The sequence below is a fragment of the Variovorax sp. GW531-E2 genome, from assembly GCF_059423125.1.
In genome coordinates, this window is the sequence record NZ_JBWKXQ010000049.1 from 22,974 (window position 1) to 48,824 (window position 25,851).

The 25,851-nt window shown below is 70.9% G+C and carries 16 protein-coding genes; 11 read left to right on the top strand and 5 right to left on the bottom strand.

Going from position 1 to position 25,851, the window contains the following annotated elements:
• Positions 1–20: 20 nt before the first annotated feature.
• Together AC07XP_RS23590 and AC07XP_RS23595 are read left to right on the top strand one after the other, a co-directional pair.
• Positions 21–1,742 carry a ShlB/FhaC/HecB family hemolysin secretion/activation protein gene (locus AC07XP_RS23590; protein ID WP_495266031.1) on the top strand — a complete coding sequence of 574 codons (1,722 nt, stop codon included), beginning with the start codon at positions 21–23 and terminating at the stop codon, positions 1,740–1,742.
• A 2-nt stretch (positions 1,743–1,744) separates the two neighbouring features.
• The gene (locus tag AC07XP_RS23595; protein ID WP_495266032.1) at positions 1,745–7,228 is read left to right on the top strand and encodes a two-partner secretion domain-containing protein; all 5,484 of its coding nucleotides are present in this window, start codon (positions 1,745–1,747) and stop codon (positions 7,226–7,228) included.
• A 7-nt stretch (positions 7,229–7,235) separates the two neighbouring features.
• Here AC07XP_RS23595 and AC07XP_RS23600 read toward each other — a convergent pair whose 3' ends face one another.
• On the bottom strand, positions 7,236–8,102 hold the full coding sequence (locus AC07XP_RS23600; RefSeq protein ID WP_495266033.1) for a glycosyltransferase family 25 protein: 867 nt from the start codon (positions 8,100–8,102) through the stop codon (positions 7,236–7,238).
• 47 nt (positions 8,103–8,149) lie between these two features.
• Here AC07XP_RS23600 and AC07XP_RS23605 point away from each other — a divergent pair, with 47 nt between their 5' ends.
• Positions 8,150–9,892: a galactosyltransferase-related protein gene (locus AC07XP_RS23605; RefSeq protein WP_495266034.1), complete on the top strand. Its 1,743-nt coding sequence runs from the start codon at positions 8,150–8,152 to the stop codon at positions 9,890–9,892.
• On the opposite strand, the gene AC07XP_RS23610 is transcribed toward AC07XP_RS23605, so the two are convergent.
• The 4 genes from AC07XP_RS23610 to AC07XP_RS23625 all read right to left on the bottom strand — a co-directional run bounded on the left by AC07XP_RS23610 (position 9,850) and on the right by AC07XP_RS23625 (position 15,765).
• A complete protein-coding gene (locus tag AC07XP_RS23610) occupies positions 9,850–10,629 on the bottom strand; it encodes a hypothetical protein (RefSeq protein WP_495266035.1) in 780 nt (259 codons plus the stop codon). The two genes, AC07XP_RS23605 and AC07XP_RS23610, sit on opposite strands and share 43 nt — an antisense overlap.
• Before the next feature lie 6 nt (positions 10,630–10,635).
• A complete protein-coding gene (locus AC07XP_RS23615) occupies positions 10,636–12,624 on the bottom strand; it encodes a hybrid sensor histidine kinase/response regulator (protein WP_495266036.1) in 1,989 nt (662 codons plus the stop codon).
• Complete coding sequence (locus AC07XP_RS23620) at positions 12,621–13,631, bottom strand: ABC transporter substrate binding protein (protein WP_495266037.1); 1,011 nt, start codon at positions 13,629–13,631, stop codon at positions 12,621–12,623. Before AC07XP_RS23620 ends, AC07XP_RS23615 begins: the two co-directional genes overlap by 4 nt.
• 226 nt (positions 13,632–13,857) lie before the next feature.
• The gene (locus AC07XP_RS23625) at positions 13,858–15,765 is read right to left on the bottom strand and encodes an ATP-binding response regulator (protein ID WP_495266038.1); all 1,908 of its coding nucleotides are present in this window, start codon (positions 15,763–15,765) and stop codon (positions 13,858–13,860) included.
• 164 nt (positions 15,766–15,929) lie between these two features.
• Between AC07XP_RS23625 and phnD (AC07XP_RS23630) the strand changes: the two genes are divergently transcribed.
• The 8 genes from phnD (AC07XP_RS23630) to tagF all read left to right on the top strand — a co-directional run.
• Positions 15,930–16,979 carry a phosphate/phosphite/phosphonate ABC transporter substrate-binding protein gene (gene phnD, locus AC07XP_RS23630; RefSeq protein ID WP_495266039.1) on the top strand — a complete coding sequence of 350 codons (1,050 nt, stop codon included), beginning with the start codon at positions 15,930–15,932 and terminating at the stop codon, positions 16,977–16,979.
• Between the two features lie 20 nt (positions 16,980–16,999).
• A complete protein-coding gene (gene phnD, locus AC07XP_RS23635; protein ID WP_495266045.1) occupies positions 17,000–18,013 on the top strand; it encodes a phosphate/phosphite/phosphonate ABC transporter substrate-binding protein in 1,014 nt (337 codons plus the stop codon).
• A 263-nt stretch (positions 18,014–18,276) separates the two neighbouring features.
• Positions 18,277–18,654, top strand: a complete 378-nt coding sequence (locus AC07XP_RS23640; RefSeq protein WP_495266040.1) for a DUF2628 domain-containing protein — start codon at positions 18,277–18,279, stop codon at positions 18,652–18,654.
• A gap of 71 nt (positions 18,655–18,725) precedes the next feature.
• Positions 18,726–19,118, top strand: coding sequence for a DUF2628 domain-containing protein (locus tag AC07XP_RS23645; protein ID WP_495266041.1), 393 nt, complete (start codon positions 18,726–18,728; stop codon positions 19,116–19,118).
• 185 nt (positions 19,119–19,303) lie between these two features.
• The gene (gene tssK / locus AC07XP_RS23650) at positions 19,304–20,635 is read left to right on the top strand and encodes a type VI secretion system baseplate subunit TssK (RefSeq protein WP_495266042.1); all 1,332 of its coding nucleotides are present in this window, start codon (positions 19,304–19,306) and stop codon (positions 20,633–20,635) included.
• Between the two features lie 32 nt (positions 20,636–20,667).
• Positions 20,668–22,014, top strand: a complete 1,347-nt coding sequence (locus AC07XP_RS23655) for a DotU family type VI secretion system protein (protein WP_307697150.1) — start codon at positions 20,668–20,670, stop codon at positions 22,012–22,014.
• Positions 22,011–25,616, top strand: a complete 3,606-nt coding sequence (tssM, locus tag AC07XP_RS23660; protein WP_495266043.1) for a type VI secretion system membrane subunit TssM — start codon at positions 22,011–22,013, stop codon at positions 25,614–25,616. The genes AC07XP_RS23655 and tssM overlap by 4 nt, the downstream gene beginning before the upstream one ends.
• 2 nt (positions 25,617–25,618) lie before the next feature.
• Positions 25,619–25,851 (top strand): type VI secretion system-associated protein TagF (gene tagF / locus AC07XP_RS23665; RefSeq protein WP_495266044.1); only part of this gene is annotated, 233 nt, incomplete at its 3' end.

Sequence of the window (25,851 nt, forward strand, 5' to 3'; positions counted from 1 at the left end):
TCCTGCAAAGAAGCACTGCCATGGCCCCTGCGATCCGCCTTCGTCCACGGCCGACGCCGGTCGCTCTCGCCGCCATGGCGCTCGTCGGCGCCACGCTGTGGGTCGCCATGCCCCGCGCCCATGCGCAGGAAGCCACCACCTTGCTGCCCACCAAGGACCCGTGCGGCAGCTGCGACCGCCCCGTGGCGCAGGCCACTGGCGCCGTCGCCCCGCAAACGCTGCCCGCGCCGCCCCGGCCCGCGGCGGGTGCGGGCAGCTTCAAGCTCACCGACCTGCGCCTGAACGGCGTGAAGGCGCTGAGCAACGAAGAGCTGCAGACCATCACCGCGCCGTACATCGGTCGCGACGTCACGCTCGGCGACCTCGAAGGCCTCGCGCAGGCCATCACCACGCGCTACAAGGAGCGCGGCTACTTCCTCGCGCAGGCGGTGGTGCCGGTGCAGACCGTGCGCGACGGCATCGTCGAGATCAGCATCATCGAAGGCCGGCTCGGCAAGGTCGACGTGCTGGTCGCGCCCGAGGCGCCGATCAGCGAGGCGCGCGTGCGCGGCTTCCTGGCGGCGCTGCAACCCGGCGAGGCGGTGAACGCGCCGGCCTACGAGCGCGCGATGCTGCTGCTGTCGGACCAGCCCGGCCTCAAGGTGTCGTCGAGCCTGCAGGAAGGCGCGCAGGCCGGCACCACCGATCTGTCGGTCGAGGTCGAGGCCGGCGCGCGCTGGGCCTTCTCGGCCGAGGCCGACAACCACGGCACCAAGGAGGCGGGGCGCTACCGCGTGGGCGGCACGGCGCGCTGGCTCAGCCCCTTCGGCATCGGCGACAACCTCGATGCGCGCCTGCTGCTGTCCAACAGCAACGCGCTGCAGTACGGCCGCGTGGCCTACGAGGCGCCGCTGGGCACCAGCGGCCTGCGCGCGGGCATCGGCATCTCGCGCGTGAGCTACGACCTGGGCGGCAAGTTCGTCGACCTCGACGCGCGTGGCCGCGCCGACGTGCTCGACGTGTCGCTCAACTACCCGCTGATCCGCCAGCGCCAGCAGAACCTGTTCCTGCGCCTCACGGCCGACGTGAAGGACCTCACCGACGAGCTGCGCGGCGTCGACTTCACGGCGAAGAAACGCGTGCAGGGCTTCGGCATCGGCTGGGCCTGGGAGCGGCGCGACGAGGTGCTGGGCGGCGGCTACTGGGCCAGCTCGGGCACGCTGTACCACGGCGACCTGTCGATCCGCGACGCACAGAGCTTCCAGTCCGACCAGCAGTTCGGCGGACGCCACACCGAAGGCGGCTTCACCAAGCTGAGCTTCCAGGTGTCGCGGCTGCAGGCCATCGTGCCGCGCCACTCGCTGTACTTCTCGGTCGGCGGGCAGTGGGCCAGCAAGAACCTCGATGCCTCGGAAAAACTCGCGCTCGGCGGCGCGCGCGCAGTGCGCGCCTACCCCTCGGGCGAACTGCTGGTGGACCAGGGCCTGATCGGCACCTTCGAATACCGCTGGGCCGCCACCGACGAGATCACACCCTACCTGTTCTACGACGCGGCACGCGGAAAGATCGCGCGCCATCCCTCGCCCTTCGACGGCGAGAACTCCCACAGCCTGCGCGGCTACGGCATCGGCCTGAGCTGGTCGCGCCCGGGCAACTTCTCGATCAACGCCACGCTCGCCTGGCGCGCCGGCACACCGCCCGCGCAGACCGACGGCGGCGGGCGTAACCCGCGGCTGTACGTGCAGCTGCAGAAGGCGTTCTGACCATGAAGCCACGGAACTTCCAACCCCGGCATCCGCTGCGTCCGCTGGCGCTTTCGATTGCCTGCATGGGCCTGGCCCCGGCGCTGGCACAAACCATCCTGCCGAGCTTCCTGCCGGGCGGCTACACCACGCTGGGCGGCGTGACCGTGGGCACCACCACGTCGGCCTCCAGCGCGGGCGGACAGGCGCTGGGCATCTCGCAGTCATCGCTGCGCGCGATCATCAACTGGAACAGCTTCTCCATCGGTGCCAAGGACGCGGTCAACATCAGCCACACCAACCCGTCGCAGGCCGCGGCCAGCATCCTGCTCAACCGCGTGACGGGCAACGAGCTCTCGACCATCGCCGGACAGCTCACGTCCCCCGGGCGCGTGTTCCTCGTCAACCCGAATGGCGTGATGTTCAGCCAGGGCGCGACGGTCAACGTGGGCGGCCTCGTGGCGTCTACGCTGGCACTGAACACCCCCGACGTCGACTTCCTCGCCGGTACCAGCACCAAGCTCGATTTCCTGCGCGACGACAACAAGACCACGGCCGTGAGCAACGCCGGCGTGCTCACCGCCACCGGTGGCCCCGTGGTGCTGATGGGCGCCGAGGTGACCAACACCGGCAGCATCACCGCCAACCGCGGCACCGTCGCACTGGCCTCGGGCCGCAAGATCAGCTTCGACCTGGGCAACGACGGGCTCACGAACCTCGTGGTCGCGGCCGATGCCATGGCCACCAGCGCCAAGGTGGTCAACGCCGCGGGCGCCACCTTGCAGGCCGACGGCGGGCGCGTGATGCTCATCGGCAGTTCCACCACGGCGGGCGAGCTGGTGGTGAACCAGTCGGGCACGGTGCGCGCGCGCACGCTGGAGAACGTCAACGGCGAGATCGTGCTCGGCGCCGGCAGCAACAACCGCATCGAGATGAACGGCGGCACGCTCGACGCCACCGGCATGGGCGCGGGGCAGCGCGGCGGCACCATCCGCATCGCGGCGGGGCAGGTGCGCATCGAAGGCACCGGCGGCGGCGACCAGCGCGCGGTGATCGACGCCAGCGGCCAGGCCGGCGGCGGCAGCGTGTCGGTGCACGGCTACGACGTGGCGCTGTCGTCCACCTCGGTGCTGCGCGCCGACGCCACCACGGGCGGCGCGGGCGGCACGATCACGACGGCCAGTGCCCAGGGCCAGGCCCTGGTCGGCGAGGCCGATCCGGCGCCCGAGCGCGAGTCGCGGCTGCAGGCCTACGGCGAGATGACCGCGCGTGGCGCGGGCGACGGCAAGGGCGGTGCGATCTCGAACGAAGCCGATGCGGTGCGTGTGCAGGCCGTGCGTGTGGACGCAGGCGGTGGTGCGCAGGGCGGCGTCAACGGCAGCTGGCGCGTGAGCGCGAAGCAGTCGGACCTGGGCATCGTCGAGGCCGGCAACGTGTCGGCGTATGACAGCAAATTGCCGGCCTTCACCGGCGGCTCCCTGAGCGCCGGCAGTGTCGGCGACACGCTGGGCCGCGGCACCGACGTGACGCTGGCGAGCGGGCGCACCGGCCTCGGCGCGGGCGTGACCTTTGCGCCCGATGTGCAGGTCGTCAAGAGCGAGGGCGGCACGGCGCGGCTGCGCGTCGATTCGGCCGGCAGCATCGTGATGAACGAGGGCTCGGCCATCACATCGCAGCAAGGCGCGCTGCACGTCGACTTCAACGCCGACGCGACCGGGCGCGTCGCCACCAACGCGAAGAACATCAACAACAGCAGCGGCAACCCTTCTGCGGAGACCGACTATGCCGGCGCCATCGTGCTGACCGGCGCGACCATCGCGGCCAACGGCGGCGACGTGCGCTTCTTCGGCCAGGGCGACGCGCAGAACGGCCGTGCCATCGGTGGCATCGTCCCGCTCGGCGGCGACACCGGCGACTTCGTGTGGCGCGACGGCGTGACGCTGGCCGGCAGCCAGGTCACGACCGGCGGGGACGGCCGCGTGACGATGCGCGGCCAGGGCCGCACCTGGATCGACGACCAGAACAACAGCGACTTCATCTTCCGCGGCAGCAACGGCGTGTCGATCACGGGCGGCACGGTCGGAGCGGGCGCCGGCGGCCTGCAGCTCGACGGCCTCGCGGGCTACGGGCGCAGCGGCGTCGCCATCAGCAGCGGCGCGGTGCTGAAGTCGGTGGGCGACATCGGCATCAAGGGCCAGGGCCCGACCTGGACTTCCAACATCGGCGGCGCCGCGGTGGGCGCCAGCACGGCGGTCGTCATCGACGACGCCACCGTCGCCGGCGAGCGCGACGTGCGCATCGAAGGCCAGGGCGCGAACCTCGACGGCCTGCGCACCGACACGGGCTTTGCGGCGGGGAACATGTCGGCCGGCGGCGGCAACGGCGTCGCCATCCGGGGCGCGGTCTCGGCCGGCGCGGGCCGGCGCATCGACGTGATCGGCCACGCGGGCAGCGAAGGCTTCAGCGCCACGCTCGGCAGCCCCGACATCATCATCACGCCGTCCACCACGCCCACCTACGGCGTGGCCGTCACGGCCGACGCCGACCATCCGACGGCGCTGCGCACCAGCGGCGGCACCATCGCCATCGACGCCCAGGGCACCGACATCTCGATGCGCATGGTCACCTCCTTCTCCGGCGTGGGCACCAGCGTCGGCACGCTGGCCTCGGTGGCCAGCGACAGCGGCAAGGGCGGCAGCATCTCGGTGCAAGGGCGCAACGTGCTCATCGACGGCGCCACAAATTCCGACGGCTCGCCCGCGGTGGCGCGCCTGGACGCCAGCGGCGCGACCGGCGGCGGCAGCATCGACATCGCGGCCACCAACGCCATCGCCGTCGGCGGCAACACGCGCCTGGAAGCCAACGCGGGCACGGGCGCAGGCAACGGCGGCAGCATCAAGGTGGTGGCGACCGAGTCGCTGCGCGCGCACGGCCAGCTCTCGGCGCGCGGCGGCGCGGCCGGCGGCGACGGCGGGCGCATCGAGACCTCGGCCGGGCGCTTCGACCTGCGCGGCGCGCGCGTCGACGCGTCGGCACCGGTGGGCTCGGCGGGGCAGTGGTTCATCGACCCCTTCGACCTCACCATCGCCCACGGCACGGCCGCGGGCACGCTGCCGACCAACCCCTACGACGCGGTCGCCAACTCGACCATCCAGGACGGCGACATCAACACCGCGCTCAACGGCGGCACCAGCGTGAAGATCACGACGGGCACCGGCACGGGCGGTGGCGGCGTCATCACGCTCGATGCCGACGTCGACATCAACTACACCGGCTCCAAGGGCCCGCTCACGCTGCAGCTGGACGCCGCCAGCGGCATCCAGACGCGCACGCCGGGCACCACCATCCGCGCGACCGGCGGCGACGACCTGAACGTGGTGATGAACGCGGGCGTCAACCCCGACGGCACGCCCTCGGGCAACAGCGGCTTCATCGACTTCGGGGGCAACATCCTCACGCAGGGCGGCAGCGTGACGATGAACGCGCTGGGCACGGGCACGCCCGGCAGCGGCTTCATCCGCCTGAACGGCGGGCAGGTCATCACCGACGGCGGCAACGTGTCGCTGCTCAGCGGCCAGCCCGGCGCGCCCACCGGCACCGTGGTGCTCACGCAGGACGTGCAGGTCGACACGCGCGTCGGCCAGAGCGACGCGGGCGCGGGCGGCAACGTGCGCATCGAGGGCGGCGACGTGCTGCTGCAGGGCGCGCGCATCGCCACCGCCACCGGCAACGTGGACATCCGCGGCACCTCGACCACGTGGGACAGCGGTGTGGTCATCACCAGCGGCCAGCTCGGCCCGAGCACCATCAGCACCACCAGCGGCAACGTCACGGTGCAGGGCGTGGCGCGGCGCCAGGCTTCGTCGACCTTCGCGGCGGCGCACGGCGTGCTCATCAACGGCGGCAGCTCCATCACCACCGGCAGCGGCAACATCGCGGTGCGCGGCTACAACTTCAACAACGACCCCTCGGCGCCGGGCGTCACCGAAGACAGCGGCGTGCGGCTGGAGAACGGTGCGCAGCTCGTCACCACGGGCGGCGGCAACATCGAGGTCACGGGCCGTTCGCAGAACGGCGGGCGCGGCGTCGTGCTGCAGGCCGGCGGCGCACCGACCGCGCCGGGCGCGCTGCCCGGCATCCGCAGCAGCGGCAACGTGCTGCTGCGCGCGAGCAACGACGGCAGCGGCGATTCGATCGTGATCGAGGCGCCGGTGGTCGCGGCCGGCACCATCGACCTGCGCCCGGGCGGGGTCGATGTCAACATGGTCGCGTCGGACGACACGGCCACGCCCATCGTGCTGGGCGGGCCGACGGTCAACGGCTTCTCGGTGTCGGGCGCGGAGTTCGCGCAGCTGTCGGCGCCGACCATCGTCGCAGGCAGCACCACGCACGCGGGCGCCATCACGGTGGCGGGCGCGCTCACGACTTCCGGTGCGCTCACCTTGCAGAACGAAGGCGGTGGCGGCGGCATCGCGCTCAACGCGCCGGTCTCGGCCGCGACGCTGGGGCTGCTGTCGGCCGGCAACGTGAGCCAGTCGGGCGCGGGCACGATCACGGCGGGCACGCTGCTCGCGCGCTCGCGCAACGGCAGTGTCGATCTGCGCAACCCGGGCAACGACGTGGCCACGGTGGGCGGCGGTGCGGCCGGCGGCTTTGCCTACGTGGATGCGAACGCGGTCACCATCGGGCCGGTGTCGGTCACGGGTTTCGATGCGGCGGGCAACCTGCCGCAGGTCACGTCGGCCGATTCGATGGCCGCGAACACCGTGTTCGTGCGCACGCTGAGCGGCGACCTCACGCTGGGCGCGCCGGTCAGCAGCAGCAGCGGCACCGACCTCGTGGCGGCGGCGCGCTTCCAGAACCCGGGCGGCCATGGCATCTCGGGTGCGCTGTGGCGCGTGTGGGCCGACACCTGGGTCGGCGAAACGCGCGGCGGCCTGGCCGGCTCGGGCCCGCTGCCGAACTTCTATCACTGCGCCTACCTGGGCCTGTGCACCGTGACCGTGACGCCGGGCGACAACCACTTCATCTACGCGCAGCAGCCGACGGCGACCATCGTGATCGCCGATGCCTCGCGCACCGTGGGCGCGCCCAACCCCTTCTTCATCTACAGCCTCACCGGCCTGATCCTGGGCGACACCGGGGCGGGCTTCAGCGGCTCGATGTTCTCGCCGGCGCTGCCGGGCAGCCCGACGGGCCTGTACCCGATCAACGGCACCTTCACTTCGGCCGAGGGCTACGCCGTGCGCGTGGTGCCGGGCCAGCTGCGCGTGAGCGGCCTGCCGTTGCTGCCCTCGGTGGACGTGGTGCGCGAGCCGCTGACCTCGTACCTGTACGACCGGAACATCGGCCAGGCGCCGATCTGCCTGGCCACCGGGCCGTTGGACGGCGACCGCGCGCAGCAGGGCGCCGACGTGCTGGCGCGCGAATGGTCGCGCGTGCGTTCGCGGCCCAACCTGCTGAGCTGCGTGAACACCGAGCGGCGCAACGGCTGTTCGGATTTTTGAGAAAGTGTCAGCGCGGCGCGTGATCGCGGGCCGTGAGCACGAAGAGCTGCGCCATCAGGTCCGCGAGCAGCCGCAACTGCGGGTCGTCGGTGAGCGGGGCGTGGCGCCACGGCGCGACATGGGCCTCGAGGCCGTCGAGCGGGCCGGCGAAGAAAAGGCGCCGCAGCGCACCGCCGAGCACGTCGTGCGCGGCCGATTCCGCGGGGCTGCCGAGGGTGCTATCGGCGTGGCTGCCGGAGGCGGGCGTGGCGAGGAAGGGCGAGAGCACCACGCCTTGCAGGCGGCCATCGCGCAGGAAGCTGCCCAGCGTCAGGTCGTAGGGTTGCAGGGGCCCGTGCGCGAGCGCCTCTTGCAGCAGCGCGGGCAGCACGCGCAGGCCCTTCGGCGTGACGAGGTAGGCGACCGCGCCCCAGTTGTAGAGCGTGCGCGCGTCGAGGAAGTCGATGCCGGTCAGCGCATGGCGCGGCGCGCCACTGCCTTGCGGCGGCAGGCGCCGTTGCAGGCTGTGCCAGAGCGCGAGCAGGTGCTGCGTCGAGGTCACGGGCTGGCATTCGAGAAAAGCGATATCGCAGCCCTCGGCTTCGAGCTGCGCGAGCGCGCCGCTGCGCAGCACGGCCGGCAGGGCCTCGCTGAGCTGTGCGTCGTCCTCGAGCACCAGGAGTGCTTCGCCGGGGTTCGCGCGGGTCAGGGCTTCGGTGTGCGAGAGAAAGCAGGCACGCTCGCCGGGCGTGATCGCCGTGTTGCCGGGCGCGAGTGCCTGTGCGTCGACGGCTGCGTGTCGCCGGACATTCGTCAGCCCGAGCCGCTGCAACTGCGCGTCCATCGCGGCACGGCGCTCGGTGCTTCGCTCGAGATTGATGTAGCAGCCTTGCATGGGCATCTCCGGTGCGTCATCGCTGAAGGAGCGATGCAGTGAACATCATGACGTCAAGCAATCAAGAGGCTGACACGAACCGTCCGTGGCTCAGCGTCGTGCTGCCTTTCTACCGCAAGCTTGCCGAATTCGAACGCGTGCTGCCGATGAATGCGGGGTATTGGGCGTGGCCCGGCATCGAGGTGGTGATCGCGCTCGACGAGCCCGGCGAGGAAGCCGGCGTGCTGGCGCTGGTCGAACGCTTTCCGCAGATCCGCTGGAAGGTGCTCGTCAACGACGTCGCACATGCATGGCGTCCGCCGTGCAAGGCCATCAACGCCGGCGTGCGCGGCAGTGCGGGGCGCTTCGTGCTGGTCCATTCGCCCGAGTCCGTCTACGCCGGCGATGCGCTGGCCCTGCTGTTGCACGCCGCGATGGGGCACGCGCGCGGCGTCGCGGTCGGCCGCGTCGGCTTTGCGCGTTTCGACGAACTCACGGACACGCTCGAGGCCGTCTTCGCGCGCCAGGTGCCGCCCGAGCTGCTGCTGCAGACCTTCTACGGCTCGCTGTGCTGCGCGCGCGAGGCCTTCGAAGCGGTGCATGGTTACGACGAATCGTTCGAAGAGTGGGGTGGCGACGACGACAACCTGCGCGTGCGCCTGGAGATGGCGGGCTGGCAGCTGCTGGCCTGCCCGGACGCGCACCTGCTGCACCTGTCGGACGAGACGCGCACGGGCGGCGAGCAGTTCGACCGCGACGTCGACTGGATCAAATGCACGCCGCACGAGGCGCGCGCGGGCGATGCCGGCTGGGGCCGCGACTTCGGGCGCATCGCACGCGACGACAGCGCCCGCGCATGGCCCGCCGAAGCACCGGCCTGGCCGGCCGCCGCACCGGTGGTGCCGATGGGCTCGCGCCGCCAGTGCGAGGTCTGCGCGCGCCTGCTGCACCACGAGCCCAGCGCCTTTCATTGCCCGCGGTGCGCGCCCCCGCCGATCGCGCCGCGTCTCACGTCGCGGCTGCGCATCATCTGCGTGCTGCAGCTGCGCAACGAGGCACGCTGTCTGCCGGGTTGTCTCGACCACCTGCGCGGTCATGTGGACGGCATCGTCGCGCTCGACGACGGTTCGACCGACGGCACCGCCGACATCCTGCGACGCGAACCGATGCTGCTGGAACTGCTGTCGAACCCGCCGTGCGACGACGGCACGCACGTCTGGCGCGAGAACGAGAACAAGCGCCGCCTGCTCGAAGCCGCGCGCCGCCACGGCGCAGGCTGGGTGCTGGTGTGCGATGCCGACGAGCGCTACGAAACGTTGTTCCTTAGTCACCTGCACGCCACCGTCGATTCGCTGCCCGAACACCAGCTCGCCAGCCTGTCGCTCGTGTCCTGCGAACTCTGGAACACGCCCGACGCCTGGCGCAGCGACGGCCCGTGGGGCTGCAAGTCGCGCGCGCGACTGTTCCGGTTGCCGCAGCGGATCTCGTTTGAATCGAGTCCGGAATTGCACGGCCCGTGGCTGCCCGACGACGCGCAGCGCCACGGCCTGATGTTCTACAGCCGCTACCGGCTCTACCACCTGAAGAGCATCCGTCACGCCGACCGCGTGGCGCGGCGCGACCTCTACACGCGGCTCGATCCGGCGCGGCAATTCCAGACCATCGGCTACGACTACCTCGCGGAGGAAGGCCCGGGGCTGCAGCTGATGCGCATCGAGGCCGACCGCGACTACGACCGCCGCACCTTGCCGCCCGACCTGCAAGCGGCTCAGCCGCCCAGCCCCAGCGTTCTCGCGAAGTCGCCGCGGTAGGTGCGCAGGCCCTGGTGCGACAGCCGCGAGCGCGTGTCGACATGCACGCGCCCGCCGATCGATTGCCAGCGGCGGCAGAAGCCGTAGTCCTCGCTGAGGTAGCGCCCGTTGTTCGGTTCGGCAAACACGTCGAAGAAGCGGTAGTGCGGCCGCGCCGCGGCGACCGGGTCGTCCATGCGGTCGGGCGTGTAGCGCAGTTCGGGCAGCGCCTGCGCCATCTGCTCAAGCACGCGGCGCGCGATCAGCATGAAGCCGGTGGGCGCGTCCAGCACTTCGAGAAAACCGTCGACGTCCACGCGTGCGCCCGCATCGTTCACGTTGACCGGAAATGCCGCATGCAGCGCCTCGAAGTCGGCGCGCGTGGTGCCGGCCGGCAGCGGCGCGCGCAGGCCGCCTTCGGGCCAGCCGTCGCTCTTGTGCGGGTACACGCCGGCCACCACGTCGCGGCCCGCGCCCAGCAGCCGCAGTGCGGCCTCGGGCTCGAAGCCGATGTCGGCATCGATCCAGAACAGGTGCGTCCAGCGCGTGTCGGCCAGGAACTCGGCGGCCAGCCGGTTGCGCGCGCGCGTGACGAGGCTGTCGCCGTCGAGAAAGCGCGTCTGCATCGCAAAGCCGTGGGTCCAGGCGAGGTTCACCAGGCCGAGCAGGCTGCGCGCGCACTCGGTGCCGACCGCGCCGCCGTGGCAGGGCGTGGCGACGAAGGGACGGACGTCTTTCAGGTCGATGGCGGTGGGCATGCGTGGTCAGGCGCCGGGCGCGTGGCGCCGCGTGGTGAGCAGTGCGCGCAGCTTGGCCGGCGCCACCGGTTTGGTCAACAGCGTCACGCCGCCGTGGCGCAGCCGCTGCAGCACCTCGGGGCCGGTGGCGCCCGACACCAGCACGGCGAGCGCGCCGGGCTGCAGGCGGCGCGCGGCATCGATCACTTCCACGCCGTCGGCGTCGCCGGCCAGTTGCAGGTCGCACAGCACGGCGTCGTAGACGATGTCGCCGGTGCCCAGCCGCGCCAGCGCCTCGGCGCCGGTGGTGACGCATTCGACCTCGCAGCCCCATTGCGTGAGCAGCGCGTGCGTGCCGTCGAGGATGGCGGGGTCGTCGTCGACCACGAGGCAGCGCAGGCCCGCCAGCGGCGCCGGTGCGACCGGGGCGGGCTCGGGCGGCGCGACGTCGGCCTTGCGCGCGGGCGGCAGCGTGAACGCGAAGGTGCTGCCCGCCTGCAGCGCCGAGCGCACGGTGATGCGGGTGCCCAGCAGGGTGGCGATGCGCGCGCAGATCGCCAGCCCCAGGCCGAAGCCGCGGCGCCGGTCGCGCTCGGTGTTGGCCACCTGGTAGAACTCTTCGAAGATGCGGCCCTGGTGAATGGGTGCGATGCCCACGCCGTTGTCGCGCACCTCGATGCGCACGCCGGCCCGGCTGCGCCGCGCGGCCACCAGCACGGTGCCACCCTCGGGCGCATGGCGCAGCGCGTTGGCCACGAGGTTGCCGACGATGCGCTGCACCATGGCCGCGTCGCTGCGCACCGCCAGGCCGCGGTCGCGCCAGTGCAGCCGCACCTGCGCCGCGCTGGCGGCGGGCGCGTGCTGCGCGTCGAGCTGGTCGAACAGCGCGGCCAGCGAGACGCGCGTGATGGCGGGCGTGAGCACCTGCGCATCCAGGCGCGAAATTTCCAGCAGGTCGTCCAGCAGCACGCCCATGAAGCCGGTGCTCTCCTGCAGCCGCAGCACGGCCGGGCGCTGCGCCTCGGTGGCGCTGGGCAGCAGGCCGTCGATGAACAGGCCCATGGCATGCAGCGGCTGGCGCAGGTCATGGCTCGCGGCCGCGAGAAAGCGCGCACGCGACAGCGCGGCCTGCTCGGCCTCTGCCATGCGCTGCAGCGCGACGGCGGTGGCCTCGCGCACGCGCTCCTCGCTCACCTGGCGGTTGTATTGCAGGCGTTCGGCGAGGCGGTCGATGTCGTGCGCGAGCACGGCCAGCTCGTGCGTGCCGCGCGTGCCGCCTTCGACCACATCGCAGCGCACCTCGAAGTGGCCGGCCTCCAGCGCCGCCACGGTGCGCGACACGCGCCGCAGCGGCCGCGCCACCGTGCGCGCCATGTGGCGCACCGAGGCCCAGGCCGCCAGCAGCGCGACCAGCGCGATGCCGATGCCGGCGATGAGCGAGCGGCTGCGCTCGTGCGTGTAGGCGGTGGTGTCGCGGAAGGTCTGCACCAGCCCGATGGGCGTGTCGCCCGCCGCGGTGGAGCCGGCCGGCGCGAAGGCGCTGGCGCGCGAGGCTTCGCGCAGCGTGACCGGCGCGCTGAACATGCGCAGCTGCGCGAGCGATTCGTTCTTGGGCCCGGCCGTGACGTACACGCCCGCGCTGTTGCTGATCTCCACCCGCGTCACCTGTCCGCCGCGCAACGCGGCCGAGGCCACGTTCTGCAGGGCCGGCAGGTCGCCCGCGTACAGGCTCAGGTCGGACATCGCCGCCACCTGCTTGGCGACGGCCTGGCCTTCGGCGTCGAAGGCGGCTTCGAGCGTCTGCAGCCGGTTGTGCGTGAACCAGCCGGTGAGCGCCAGCGCCACCGCGGCGCAGGGCACGACGCCCAGGCGGAACAGGTCGCGCTGCAGGTTGCCGCGCACGACGAGCGAAGCGGCGGCCGGCGAGGGAGGGGGCGGCGGCGATTCGGTCGCCGTGGCCGCTCCCGCCGCCGTCGGGCGGGACAGCGGGCTCGGGGGGACCGGCGTGGTGCTCATCGCGGGGCTGCGAGTCGTTCGGTGAGCTCCCGTTCCTCCGGCGGACGCAGGCCGAGCCCGCGTGCCACGGTCGCGTTGATCCGCACGGTGGCCGGCGTGGCCGCCTCCACCAGCGGGCTGTTGTTGCCGGTGCTGCCTGCGCTGGCCACCTTCTGGCCGAGCTGGCGCGCCTGTTGCGCGAGCTGGCCGGGCGTGGAGACCGCCGCCGCCAGACCGCCCGAGCGCACCAGCCCCTCGCTGGCGCCGAACACCGGAAGGCCCGCGCCGGCGCCGGCATGCAGCACCGAGAGCGTGGCGGCCTGGCTGTCGCCGATGAGGTCGGGCAGCACCATGAGGGCGTCGCTGCGCGGCACCAGGGCGCGCAGCGCGGCGGCGAGCGAGCGCGCGTCGGGCGCGATCTCGACCTGCAGGTCCCAGGCCGGGTTGGCGTTCTGCGCGGCGCGCTGCAACTCGCGCACCAGCGGTTCGGATTCGGGCGTGGCGATGATGCCCAGGCGGCGCTTCTGCGGCAGCACGGCGTTCACCAGTGCGAGCTGGTCGGCCATGGCCGGGTCGCGCAGCAGCACGCCCACGCGCCGGTCGCCGCGCCGCAGGGCAACGGGGCTGGCGGCCTTGAGGGTCTCGTAGTCGAGGCGGCTCAGCATCGCGAGCACCAGCGGCTCGGCACCGGGCCGTTCGAGGGCGGCGCGCGCAGCGGCGGTGCCGACCGCCACGGTGAGGCCCGCGTCGCTCGCGGTGCGCAGGCTGCGCGTGCGCACGCCGGTGTTGGCGGCGGGCTCGGTGTCGGTGCTGGCCGGCTCCGCGGCCGGGGCGCCCGGTCCGATGCGCACGAGTTCGAACTTGCCGGAGGCCGACTGGCCGGTGCGCAATTGCTGCACGAACTCGGCCGACGCGGCCTGGTCGTCGCCGACGAGCACCGTCAGCGTGGCCGCCGATGCCACGCGCGGCGCGGCGGCCAGGCACAGCACGAGGCCGAAGGCCAGCAGCGCGTGGACAGCACGGTGCACTCTTCCGGAGAAAAGCGGAATGGGAGGGTTCACAGCGACGGACATGGACTGCTTTGTGCAGCGAGAGGCAATGGTCCAATGTAAGGACGCGCCCTGTTTCCCGCGATAAGGCGGAGGGCTTATGCCCGCATGCGCGAGGGCCTGCGCGTGTGAGGAAGATCACACCGCGGCGGCTGCTTGGTCTATGTCCGACGGACTACCCGGCGCCTACCGGGAAGGTACCGTGTCAGAGGCCCGCGGCAATCACCAGCGCGGCCGCGCGCTGTGCCTGGATCGCCTGGCGCAGCACGCGCGGCGACACCGGCTTGTAGAGCACGGCGATGCCGGCGGCGGCCACCTCGCGCAGCCGGTCGGGCTTGGTCTCGCCGGTGACCAGCAGGCGCGCGGTGCCGGCGCCGATGCCGTTGGGGTGGCGCTCGAGCGCGGCGATCACATCGAGGCCGTTGTCGCCGCCCTGCAGCAGCAGGTCGCTCACCACCACGTCGGGCGGCGTGTCCCAGTGGTCGGCCAGCGCCAGCGCCTCGGCGCGCGTCTGCGCGGCCAGCACCGTGGCGCCCCAGTTGGACAGCACCACGCTCAGGCCTTCGAGGATCGTGCGTTCGTCGTCGATGACGAGGATGCGCAGGTCCGCCAGGCTGTCGCCGTTGCTCTCGTCGTCGGCGCTGGTCGCCGCGGGTGCCGGTGCCACCGGCGCCGGCAGCGCGGCGGGCGCGGCGCGCACCTGCACGCGCACGCAGGTGCCCTTGTTCAGGCGCGAGCTGAGCTCGACGCGCGTGTTCAGCAGCTCGGCCAGCCGCTGCACCGTGGCCAGCCCCAGGCCCATGCCGCGCGCGCCGCCGGGCGCGTTGCTGCGGCTGGCCGGCTCGACCTGGTAGAACTCCTCGAACACCCGCGCCTGGTGGTGCGCGGCAATGCCCACGCCGGTGTCGACCACGTCGATGCGCACGCCCTTGCCGCGGGCGCGCGCGCCGATCAGCACGCCGCCCTCGACCGTGTGGCGCAGCGAGTTCGACACCAGGTTGTTCAGGATGCGCGAGAGCATCACGTAGTCGCAGCGCACCCACAGCTCGGTCTTGCGCACCACCAGCCGCAGGCCCTGCTGCTCGGCGACGGGGCGGAAGTTGCGGCTGATCTCGTCGAACAGCCGGTCGAGCGGAAAGTCGGCCCACTGCGGCTGCAGCACGCCGGCGTCGAGCTGCGACAGGTTCAGCAGCTCCGAGAACAGCCGGTCGAGCGAATCCACGCACTCGCGGATGTGGCCGATGCGCTGCAGCTTCACCGGGTCGGTCTCGCCGTTGGCCAGTCCGTCGGAGAACAGCGTGAGCGCATGCAGCGGCTGGCGCAGGTCGTGGCTGGCGGCGGCCAGCAGCCGCGTCTTGGCCTGGCTGGCCACTTCGAGCAGCTGGTTCTTGCGCGCCAGCTCGGCCGTGGCCTCGTTGATGCGGCTTTGCAGCAGCCGGTGGCTTTCGGCGAGCGCGCGTGCCGCCTGGTTGAAGCCGTGCTGCAGGTGGCGCACCTCCGAGGTGCCTTCGATCGCCACGCTGGCGGCCTCGCCCGCGCCGAGCCGGTCGACCGCCTCGCCCAGCGCGCGGATCGGCTCGCTGATGCGGCGCGCCGCCCACCAGCCGGCCAGCCCCACGCCCAGCAGGCTCATGGCCAGCACCAGCGCCACGTTGAGCCAGACCGAGCGGCGCGCGCTCTGCACCGCGTCCAGCCCGATCTCGACCATCACCTTGCCGTTGTGCCGGCCGTCGTCGCTGACGATCGGAACCACCACCTGCAGGCCCTCGCCGCGGCGGCGGTCGACGGTCTCGGAGTTGGCGACGATCTCGCCGTCCTCGGTCCAGATCTGCACCTGCTGCACGTGCGGCTGGTAGGTGCCCGTCTGCGCGGTGCGCGCCAGCGCGCGGCGGTCCATGCGCGCCAGCGGCGCCTGCGCCACCGTGGCCACCTGCAGCGCCACCGTCTGCGCGTTGGCGCGCATCAGCTCGGTGAGGTTGCCCAGGTGCTGGCGCGTGAGCACCGCGATGGCCACCAGCGTGGCTGCCGTCGCCGGCACCAGCGCCAGCAGGATCAGCTGCTGGGCGAAGGTGAGGCGGGCCAGCCCGCGCAGGAGGCGGAAGTTCCAGTTCATGAAGGCCTTGAACGCATGGGGCGCGAGCTTAGGGCCACGGCCCCGAACAGGGAAGACCGGAAAAACATCACGAGAAAGACTCGCATTTGGGATGTAATGGCGTCCGCGTCGCCCATGTTAGACCCCGCCGGCTCGCCGCGGGCCCCGTGTCTTCCGCTCCTTCCATGCACGCCTTCTTGCGTCGTTTCGGCAGTTTTCCCGGCACCGGCCGCCGTGCGGCCCTGGCGCTGGCCATGGGGCTCCTGCTGCTGCCGCTGCTGGCGGCGGCGCAGGCGTCGGCGCCCGCCGCGGACGCGCCGGTGCGCTTCGGCATCCTGCCGCTGGGCGGTGCCTTCGAGTCGCGCAGCGACTGGGACCCGCTGCTGGCCGAACTCAGCCGCGCCATCCAGCGGCCGGTGAGCGTGCTCTCGGTCAACTCGTACGAAGCGCTGGAGCAGGCCATCCAGCGCGGCGAAGTCGACATGGCGTTCCTGTCGGGAAAGATGGCACTCGATGCCGTGAGCCAGAAGCGCATGAAGGTCGTGGCCCAGGTCGTGCGCCACGACGGCCTGCCCGGCTACCGCGGGCTGCTGCTCACGCGCAAGGCGCCTCCCTTCAACACGCTGAAAAACCTCGTCGACCAGCCCGAGCGCTGGCGGCTGGCGCGCGGCGAGCGGCAGTCGGTGTCGGGCTTCATCGTGCCGCAGCTGCAGTTCTTTTTACCGAACCACATCGTCATGGAGACGCGCTTTCTGAGCGAGGTCGTCGGCACGCACCAGGCCAACGCGCTGGCCGTGGCCAACAACGAGGCCGACGTGGCGACCAACAATTCGGCCGATTTCGAGCGCTTCAAGCTGCGCTTTCCGGCCGAGGCGCAGCGGCTGCAGGTGCTGTGGGAGTCGGAGCTGATCCCGCACGCGCAGATCGTCGTGCGCCGCGAGTACCCGCCTGAGCTGCGCCTGCGCGTGCAGGCCTTCCTGGTCGCGTATGGCCGCGGCAAGGGAGCGCGCGGCGACGCCGAGCGCGTGGTGCTCAAGTCGCTGCACGACCTGGCGGGCTTCGTGGCCGCCGACAACAGCTCGCTGCTGCCCGCCGCCAAGCTGGCCTACCAGCTCGCCATGCAGAACGCGAAGACCGCGCAATGGGTCAACGACGCGGCGCGCCAGGCGCGGCTGCAGCGCCTGGAGAGCGGCTACGCCGAGCAGCTCGCCGTATTGAAGGATGTGAGCCCTTGAACCGCCGGACCCTGCTTGCGATGGCCCTGTCGTCGTCGCTGATGGCGCCATGGCCGGCGGGCGCGCAGCCCGCGCCGACGCCCGCCGCCAAGGGCGCACCGGTGATCAAGGAAGTGCGCTTCGGCGTGCTGCCGCTGGGCGGCACTGTCGAGTCGCGCGCCTTGTGGACGCCGCTCATGGCCGACATGAGCCGTGCGCTGGGCCTGCCCGTCAGCGCGTACTCGGTGCCGTCGTACGAAGAGCTGGACCGTGCCATCGGCCGCGACGAGATCGACATGGCCTTTCTCTCGGCCAAGATGGCGCTGGACGCCGTCATGCAGCGGCGCATGAAGGTGGTGGCGCAGATCGCGCGGCGCGACGGCATGCCCGAGCACCGCGCCGTGCTGCTCGCGCGCAAGACCGGGCCGCTCAACACGCTCGAGGGCCTGCTGGCCCAGCCCGAACGCTGGCGACTCGCGCGCGGCGACAGCCGCTCGGTCACCGGCTTCATCGTGCCGCAGAGCCAGCTCTTTCTGCCCAACCAGATCGAGATGGAAACGCGCTTTCGCAGCGAGTTCGTCGGCACCCACCAGGCCACCGCGCTGGCCGTGGCCAACGGCGATGCCGACGTGGCCACCAACAACACCACCGACTTCGAGCGCTTCCGCCAGCAGTTCCCGGTCGAGGCCGCGCGGTTGCAGGTGATCTGGGAATCCGAGCCACCGCCCGGCGCGCCGATGGTGGTGCGCCGCGACTACCCGCCCGATTTCCAGGCGAAGCTGCAGGCCTTCCTGATCGGCTACGGCAAGGGCAAGGGCCCGCGCGCCGACGCCGAGCGCGAGGTGCTGAAGAACCTGCGCGCGGCGTACGGCTACGTCGCGGCGGACGACAGCGCGCTGCTGGCGGAAGCGAAGCTCGAATACCAACTGGGGCGCCAGCGCGCGTTGTCGGCGGCGTGGGTCAACGATGCGGCGCGGGAGCAGCGGCTGCAGCGGATCGAGAAGGCGTATGCGGCGCAGGTGGAGGCGCTGAAGGCGTCAAGCGCATCCCGCTGAGGCACGGCCAGCGCAGGCCGTGCCCATGACAAATCACTCGCTTCGCGCGGGTATCTGAACGCAGGTCGCGGCGGGCGACCATTGTTGTCAATGCAAACGCGTGGTGGCTTCCACACTGCGCGACCTCTTTCCGTGTGAAGGCTGCTGTCGTCGAAGGCGTTCTTGCGAACGGCTTTGTGCGTCGTGTGCTGTCTGTTGGAGAGAGGACGGGGCGAGAGTCCACATCTGACAACAACGATCTCTATCGGGAAGGCAGTCACGCAATGAAGACCTACAAGATATTCAAGGACCCCCTCGGCAATGTGCAGGCCGTCAAGGACGGGTGGTGTTGGCCGGGTTTTTTCTTCGGGGCGTTCTGGGCCCTTTTCCATCGCATGTGGTGGGTGGGGCTGGGCCTATTGGGCGTGGCGACGCTCATCGTCGTTGGAGAAGACGCCATCGGAACGGCGGCCACGGATGGATTGCTCAACGTGCTCTCCGTCGTCGTGTCGGTGGGGTTCGGCATCGGCGGGAACGCCTTGCGCGCGGGGCAACAGATCCGCAGGGGCTATGAGGAGGTGGCGGTGGTGCAAGCTGCCAATGTGGAGATGGCGCTGATTCAGGGGCATGCGGCAGCGGCAACGAAGCCCGGGATGCGCTGAGAACCGGCTTGCGGCATGACAAATCCCACGCATGGTGAGCGTCAGCGTAGAACCTCATTGCATGGAAAAGAATGAAGAACTACAAGATATTCAAGCACCCTAGCGGCGACATGCGAGTGATCAAGAAAGGCTGGAGTTGGCCAGCCTTCTTCCTGGGCTGGATATGGGCGTTGCGTCATGGCCTGTGGTCGTTGGCGCTCGGGGTTCTCGTGGCTGGCGTTCTGGCCGGCATCGTGGCACGTGGGATGGGAGACAGCGCAGGGGGCGGGTTGATCGTCCTCTTCGGTGTACTGAACGCCGTCACCCTCGGTTGCGTCGGCAATCTGCTGCGCGCGGACCGGCAGGCCAGCGAGGGATACGCATGCGTCGATACCGTTGCGGCCTCGAATGCGGAGATTGCGCTGTCGATCCACGAGCGCGGTCTCGGAGCCGGAATGCCTTTGGCCCGCGAGCTTCGCGGCTGACCAGACTGCGGGAAAGGCCAACCGGTTGGCTTTCGCCGAATTTCCATCTACTCCCTTCGCCGTACCTCGCACCCGCCACCTAGGCCATTAGCTAGGCCTTAAGGCGGATTTGCCTCCCGCCCCCCGCGCCGGAAACTTCGTGTTTCTTCTTACTTCCCGGCACCCTTGCCGTAGACGGAGTGCGGATGAGTTGGCGAACCAAAGTGGTCTGGAGCGAGGGGATGCTGTTGCAGCCTCAGCACCTGCAGCAGAGCGAGCGCCATGCCGATCATGCGCGGCATGTGCTGTTGCGCACCACCACGCCCTACGCCTGGGGATTCGCCGAAGTCGAGATCGACGCGGCGGCGCTCACGCTGGGCAAGCTGGCGCTGGTGCGGGCGGTGGGCATCTTCGGCGACGGCACGGTGTTCGACATGCCGGCGGTCGATCCGCTGCCCGAGCCCATCGACATTCCTGTGTCCATGCGCGACGAGGCCGTGGTGCTGGCGCTGCCGTTGCGCCGCGCCGGGGCGCGCGAGGCCGACGCTGAAGAATATGAAGAGCTGGTGCGCCACCGCGTGCTGGAGTCGGACGTGCCCGACTCCAACACGGCCGGCGAGCGCACCGCGATGCTGCAGCTGGGCCAGCTCCACACGCGCCTGATGCGCGCCAGCGAAGCCACCGACGCCTGGGCGACCTTGGGCGTGGCTCGCGTGGTCGAGCGCCGGGTCGACAACCAGGTGCAGCTCGACCGCACGATGCTGCCGCCGCTGCTCGACGTGGCCGGCCATGCGGTGATCCGCGCCTGGCTCGACGAGCTGCTGGGCCTGCTGCGCCAGCGCGGCGAGGCGCTGGCGGGGCGCATGACGCAAGGCGGCACCGGCGGCGTGGCCGAGATCGCCGACTTCATGCTGCTGCAGGCGGTGAACCGCAACGAGGCGATCTTTGCGCACCTGGCCAAGAGCGCGATGCTGCACCCGCAGCATTTCTTCGAACACGCGCTCGGGCTGGCCGGCGACCTTGCGAGCTTCCGCGACACGCGCCGCGTGACGCGCTTCGGGCCCTACATCCATGACGACCTCGCGCTGAGCTTCCGCCCGGTGATGGACGACCTGCGCCGCAGCCTGTCGATGGTGTTCGAGCAGTCGGCCATCCGCATCGACCTGCACGACCGCAAGCACGGCGTGCGCGTGGCGGTGGTGACCGACGTGGAGCTGCAGCGCAAGGCGACCTTCGTGCTGGCGGTGAGCGCGAACATGCCGAGCGAGGCATTGCGCGCGCGCTTCCCCACGCAGGTGAAGATCGGCCCGGTCGAGCGCATCCGCGATCTCGTGAACCTGGCGCTGCCGGGCGTCACGTTGACGCCGATGCCGGTGGCGCCGCGCCAGATTCCCTTCCACACGGGCGCCAACTACTTCGAACTCGAAACGCGCAACAGCGACCTGTGGCGCCAGCTCGAGCAATCGGGCGGCATCGCGATGCACATCGCGGGCGATTTCCCCGGCTTGGACCTCGCGTTCTGGGCCATTCGTTCCTAGCCGCCTCCGGCTGACGGAAACGGAACATCACCATGAGCACCCCTCCCGACCCCTTTGCCGCCTTCGAGTCCGAGCGCACGGTCATCAAGCCCAAGCCGCGCACGCCGGGTGGAACGCCGCCAGCACCGGCGCCCGCCCCGTTCTTCGGCGGCGCCGACCCGACGCCCGTGGCCGAGGTGGGCGAGATCGGCCTGCTCAATCCGCTGGTGTCGGCCGCGGGCAAGCTGCTGGTGCTGATCGGCAAGCTGCGCAACCTCGCGCAGCCGCCCAATGTGCCGGCGCTGCGCGCGTCCACCGCCGATGCGGTGAACCAGTTCGATGCCGCGGCACGCCGTGCGGGCGTGGGCAACGAATCGGTGCTGGCCGCGCGTTATGTGTTGTGCACCGCGCTCGACGAAGCCGTGGCCAACACGCCCTGGGGCGTGCAGGCCGGCTGGAACAAGCAGAGCCTGCTGGTGCAGTTCCACAACGAGACCTGGGGCGGCGAAAAGGTGTTCCAGCTGCTGGCCAAGCTCGCACAAGATGTGCCCACGCACCGCCAGCTGCTGGAGCTGATCTACAGCGTGCTCGCGCTCGGCTTCGAGGGCCGCTATCGCGTGGTCGACAACGGCCGTGCGCAGCTCGACTCGGTGCGACAGCGCCTGGCCGATCTCATTGCGAAGGACCGTCCGGCCGTCGAACCCGAGCTGTCGCCGCACTGGCGCGGGCAGGGCGCGGGCACGGTGCGGCTGCGCGAGTCGCTGCCGCTGTGGGTGTTCGCGGCCGGCTTCGCGCTGCTGCTGGCGCTGGCGTGGTTCGGCCTGCGGCTCACGCTCAACCACCGCTCCGACACCACCTACGCGGCCGTGTCGAGCTTGCGTGTGCCCAACATCCAGATCGCACCGCCCGCCGCGCCGGCCAAGTCGCCGCGGCTCGCGCGTTTTCTCGAGCCCGAGATCAAGCAGGGCCTGGTCACCGTGACCGACGAGGCCGACCGCAGCGTGGTGCGGCTGCGCGGCGATTCGTTCTTCGGCTCGGGCAGCGCCGAGCCGATGGCGGCCTCGCTGCCGGTGCTGCGCCGCATCGGGCAGGCGCTGGCCGAGGTGAAAGGCGAGGTGCTCATCACCGGCCACTCCGACAACCAGCCGATCCGCTCGCTGCGCTATCCGTCGAACTGGCACCTGTCGGCCGCGCGCGCCGATGCGGTGAAGGGCGCGCTCTCCACGCTGGTCGAGCCCGCGCGCATGCGCTCCGACGGCAAGGCCGACGCCGAGCCCGTGGTGGCCAACGACACGCCGGCCAACCGCGCGCGCAACCGCCGCGTCGACATCGTGCTGCTGACCGAACCCGAGCGCCTCGCTGCTGCACCGGCTGCTCCCGTTCCAGGAGCAACGAAATGATCAAGAAAATCTTCGGCTTCCTGTTCAGCCCGCTGCTGCTGACGCTGCTCGCGCTGATCGTCGTCGCGCTGCTGATCTGGTGGATCGGCCCGCTGGTGAAGATCGGTTCGCTCGCGCCGCTCGAAGGCGAGATGACACGCGCCATCGTCATCGGCGTCATCGTGCTCATCGTCGTGATGCGCGCGCTGTACCGCCGCTGGCGCGCGCGCCGTGCGAGCCAGCACCTGACCGACGGCCTCATGAAGGCGCCGGCCGCCGCCAAGGCCGGTGCACCGGTCGACGGCGAACAGAAGATCCTCGACACGCGCTTCAGCGAAGCCGTCGCCACGCTCAAGCAGATGCGCCTGCATGCCGCCGGCAAGAAGCCGGGCTGGCGCGACTGGCTGTCGATCTCGGGCGGCAGCTACCTGTACGACCTGCCGTGGTACGTCTTCATCGGCGCACCGGGCGCGGGCAAGACGACGGCGCTCGTCAACTCCGGCCTCTCGTTCCCGCTGGCCGAGAAGTTCGGCCCCGGCGCGATCCGCGGCGTGGGCGGCACGCGCAACTGCGACTGGTGGTTCACCGACGAGGCCGTGCTCATCGACACGGCCGGGCGCTACACCACGCAGGACAGCCACCAGTCGGAAGACAAGAGCGCGTGGGAAGGCTTCCTCGGGCTGCTGAAGAAGGCGCGTCCACGCCGGCCGCTCAACGGCGTGTTCCTCACCGTGAGCGTGGGCGACCTGCTGAGCCAGGGCCCCGAGGCGCGCACGCAGCTCGCGGCCTCGATCCGCGCGCGGCTGCTCGAGCTCGACAGCAAGCTCACCACGCGCCTGCCGGTGTACGTGCTTGTCACCAAGAGCGACCTGCTCTACGGCTTCACCGACTACTTCGACGACCTCGGCAAGGAGCAGCGCGCGCAGGTCTTCGGCTTCACGCTGCCGGCGGACGAGAACGTGCAGCTTGAAGAGAAGGGCCTGTCGGCCGCCTTCCAGCGCGAGTTCGCCTTGCTGCACAACCGCGTCAACGACGGCCTCATCGCACGCATGCAGCGCGAGACCGACGGCACGCGCCGCGCGGCGATCTTCGGCTTTCCGGCGCAGTTCGGCTCGGTCGGCCCGCTGCTCTCCGATCTGCTCGAACAGGTGTTCACCGGCTCGCGCTTTGCGCAGCCGCCGTGGGTGCGCGGCGTGTACTTCACCAGCGGCACGCAGGAGGGCAGCCCGATCGACCGCGTGATGGGCAGCCTGGCGCGCAGCTTCGGCATCGAGCGCGCCATGCTCGCACCGCAGAAGTCGAGCGGACGCAGCTACTTTCTTACCGCGCTGCTGCGCGAGGTGGTGTTCCCCGAGCAGCGCCTGGCCGGCGCCGACGTGAAGCTGGAGCGCCGCCGCAACACGCTGCGCCTGGCGGGCGTGGCCGCGATGACGCTGGTCACCGTCGGCCTGCTCGCGGCCTGGGGCTACAGCACCTGGCAGAACAACAACTACCTGAAGTCGGTCGAGGCCCGTGTCGAGCCCGCGCAGAAGACGCTGGCCGCGCTGCCGACGCGCGTGCAGAACCTGGTCGAGGTCGCGCCCGTGCTGCAGGGCCTGCGCGACATCTGGAAGACGCCCGACAACCGCCAGGGCGACGAGCCGCTGTCGATGACGCTGGGCCTGTACCAGGGCGACAAGCTCGATGCCGCCGCCATGCTCACGCACCAGCGCGCGCTCAACGACGCCTTCCTGCCGCAGATCGCCAAGCGCATCGAGGACCAGCTGCGCACCGCGCAGAAGGACAACCTCGAGTTCACTTATGAAGCCCTCAAGAGCTATCTGATGCTCTACCAGCCCGAGCGCTTCGACCCCGAGGCGCTGAAGGCCTGGATCACGCTCGACTGGGCGCGCAACCTCGACCGCGGCATTCCCGAAGACCAGCGCAAGGCGCTCGAGGACCAGCTCGACGTGCTCATCGCCCAGGGCCCGCCGCGCTCGCCGCTGAAGATGGACGAGAACCTGGTGCGCAGCGTGCGCGCCGTGCTCGCGAGCTATCCGCTGGAGCAGCGCGTGTTCAGCCGCCTCAAGCGCCAGCGCGCCACCAAGGACATTCCGGGCTTCAGCGTGGCGCAGGCCACCGGCCCCTCGGGTCCGCTGGTGTTCGAGCGCATCAGCGGCAAGCCGCTGAGCGAGGGCGTGCCGGGGATGTTCACCTACGACGGGTACCACAAGCGCTTCCAGAACGAGGTCGTGGTGCTCACCGGCCTGCTGGCCGCTGAAGACCCGTGGGTGCTGGGGCAGGACCGCAACGCCAGCGAACGCCTGCGCGACGCCGCGGCGCTCGGCGCGCTCACCGACCGCGTGCGGCGTCTCTACCTCGAGGAGTACGTCAAGCAGTGGGAGGCGCTGCTGGCCGACGTGCGGCTGATCCGCGTCAGCGGTCTGGAGAAGAACATCGAGACCGCGCGGATCTTGTCGGGCGTCGATTCGCCGCTCGCGAACTTCCTGCGTGCGGTGGTCAAGCAGACCACGCTGATCCCTGCGGCCGATGCCAACAAGGACGTGGTCAGCAAGGCCACCGAGACCGTGCGCAACACGCGCAAGGGCCTGGAAGACCTGTTCGGCAGCGACCCCGGCAAGCAGGTGGCGCCGGGCAAGCGCATCGAGAGCATCGTGGACGACCGCTTCGAGTCGCTGCGCCGTCTGGTCACTGCGGGCGGCCCGAACCAGCCCGCGCCGATCGACGACGCGCTCAAGCTCTTCAACGAGGTGTACGTGTACCTCAACGCCGTCGACACGGCCGTGAAGGGCCGCACCTCGCCGCCGCCCGGTGACGTGGCCGGCAAGCTCAAGTCGGACGCGGGCCGCCTGCCCGAGCCGGTGCGCAGCATGATCGAGAACCTGAGCCAGACCGGCGCCGCGCAGGCGCAGGTGGCCGAGCGCGGCAACCTGAGCCAGGACCTGCGCCCCGTGACCGAGTTCTGCAACCGCGCCATCGCGGGCCGCTACCCGTTCGTGCAAAGCAGCAAGCGCGACGTGCTGCCCGAGGACTTCGGCCAGATGTTCGGCGCCGGCGGCCTGATGGACGACTTCTTCCAGAAGCGCCTGGCCGCGCTGGTTGACACCAGCACCCGGCCGTGGCGCTACAAGCCCGTGGCCGAGCGCGGCGCGATCACCACGCAGGCGCTGGCGCAGTTCGAACGCGCGGCGCGCATCAAGGACATCTTCTTCCGCGGCGGCGGTCGCGGGCCGTCGATGCGGCTGGACTTCAAGCCGGTGGAGATGGACGCGGGCATCACGCAGTTCATCCTCGACGTGGACGGGCAGCTCGTGAAGTACGCGCATGGGCCGGTGGTGCCGATGGCGGTGCAGTGGCCGGGGCCGAAGGGGAGCAACCAGGTGCGCGTTCAGGTGAGTCCGCCGTCGACGACGGGGAGTTCGGGGTCGGCGATGGATGGGCCTTGGGCTTTGTTCCGTACCTTGGACGATGGGCAACTCGAAGCGGGGGATGCGCCGGAGAAGTTCTTCATCACGTTCCAGGTGGGGGCGCGGAAGACGCGGTTCGAGGTGACGACGAACAGCGTGCAGCATCCGATTCGGTTGAAGGAGTTGCGGGAGTTTTCTTGTCCGGAGGGGTTGTGATCTTGGCCTCTTCTTCGCTCTTTGTTTCCGGTGAACTTCCTGGCTGGTTCGGGAAGTTGCCGGGGATGGGGGACTTTGCGCATCGGCGGTTGCCGGAGTCGTTTCGCTCTGTCTGGGACCCGTGGCTGCAGCGCGGGCTGGCGCGGTTGCGGGATCGGCATGCGGATTGGACTTCTCACTACCTGGAGGCGCCTGTTTGGTGCTTTGCGCTGGGGGCGCAGGTGGTGGGGGAGCG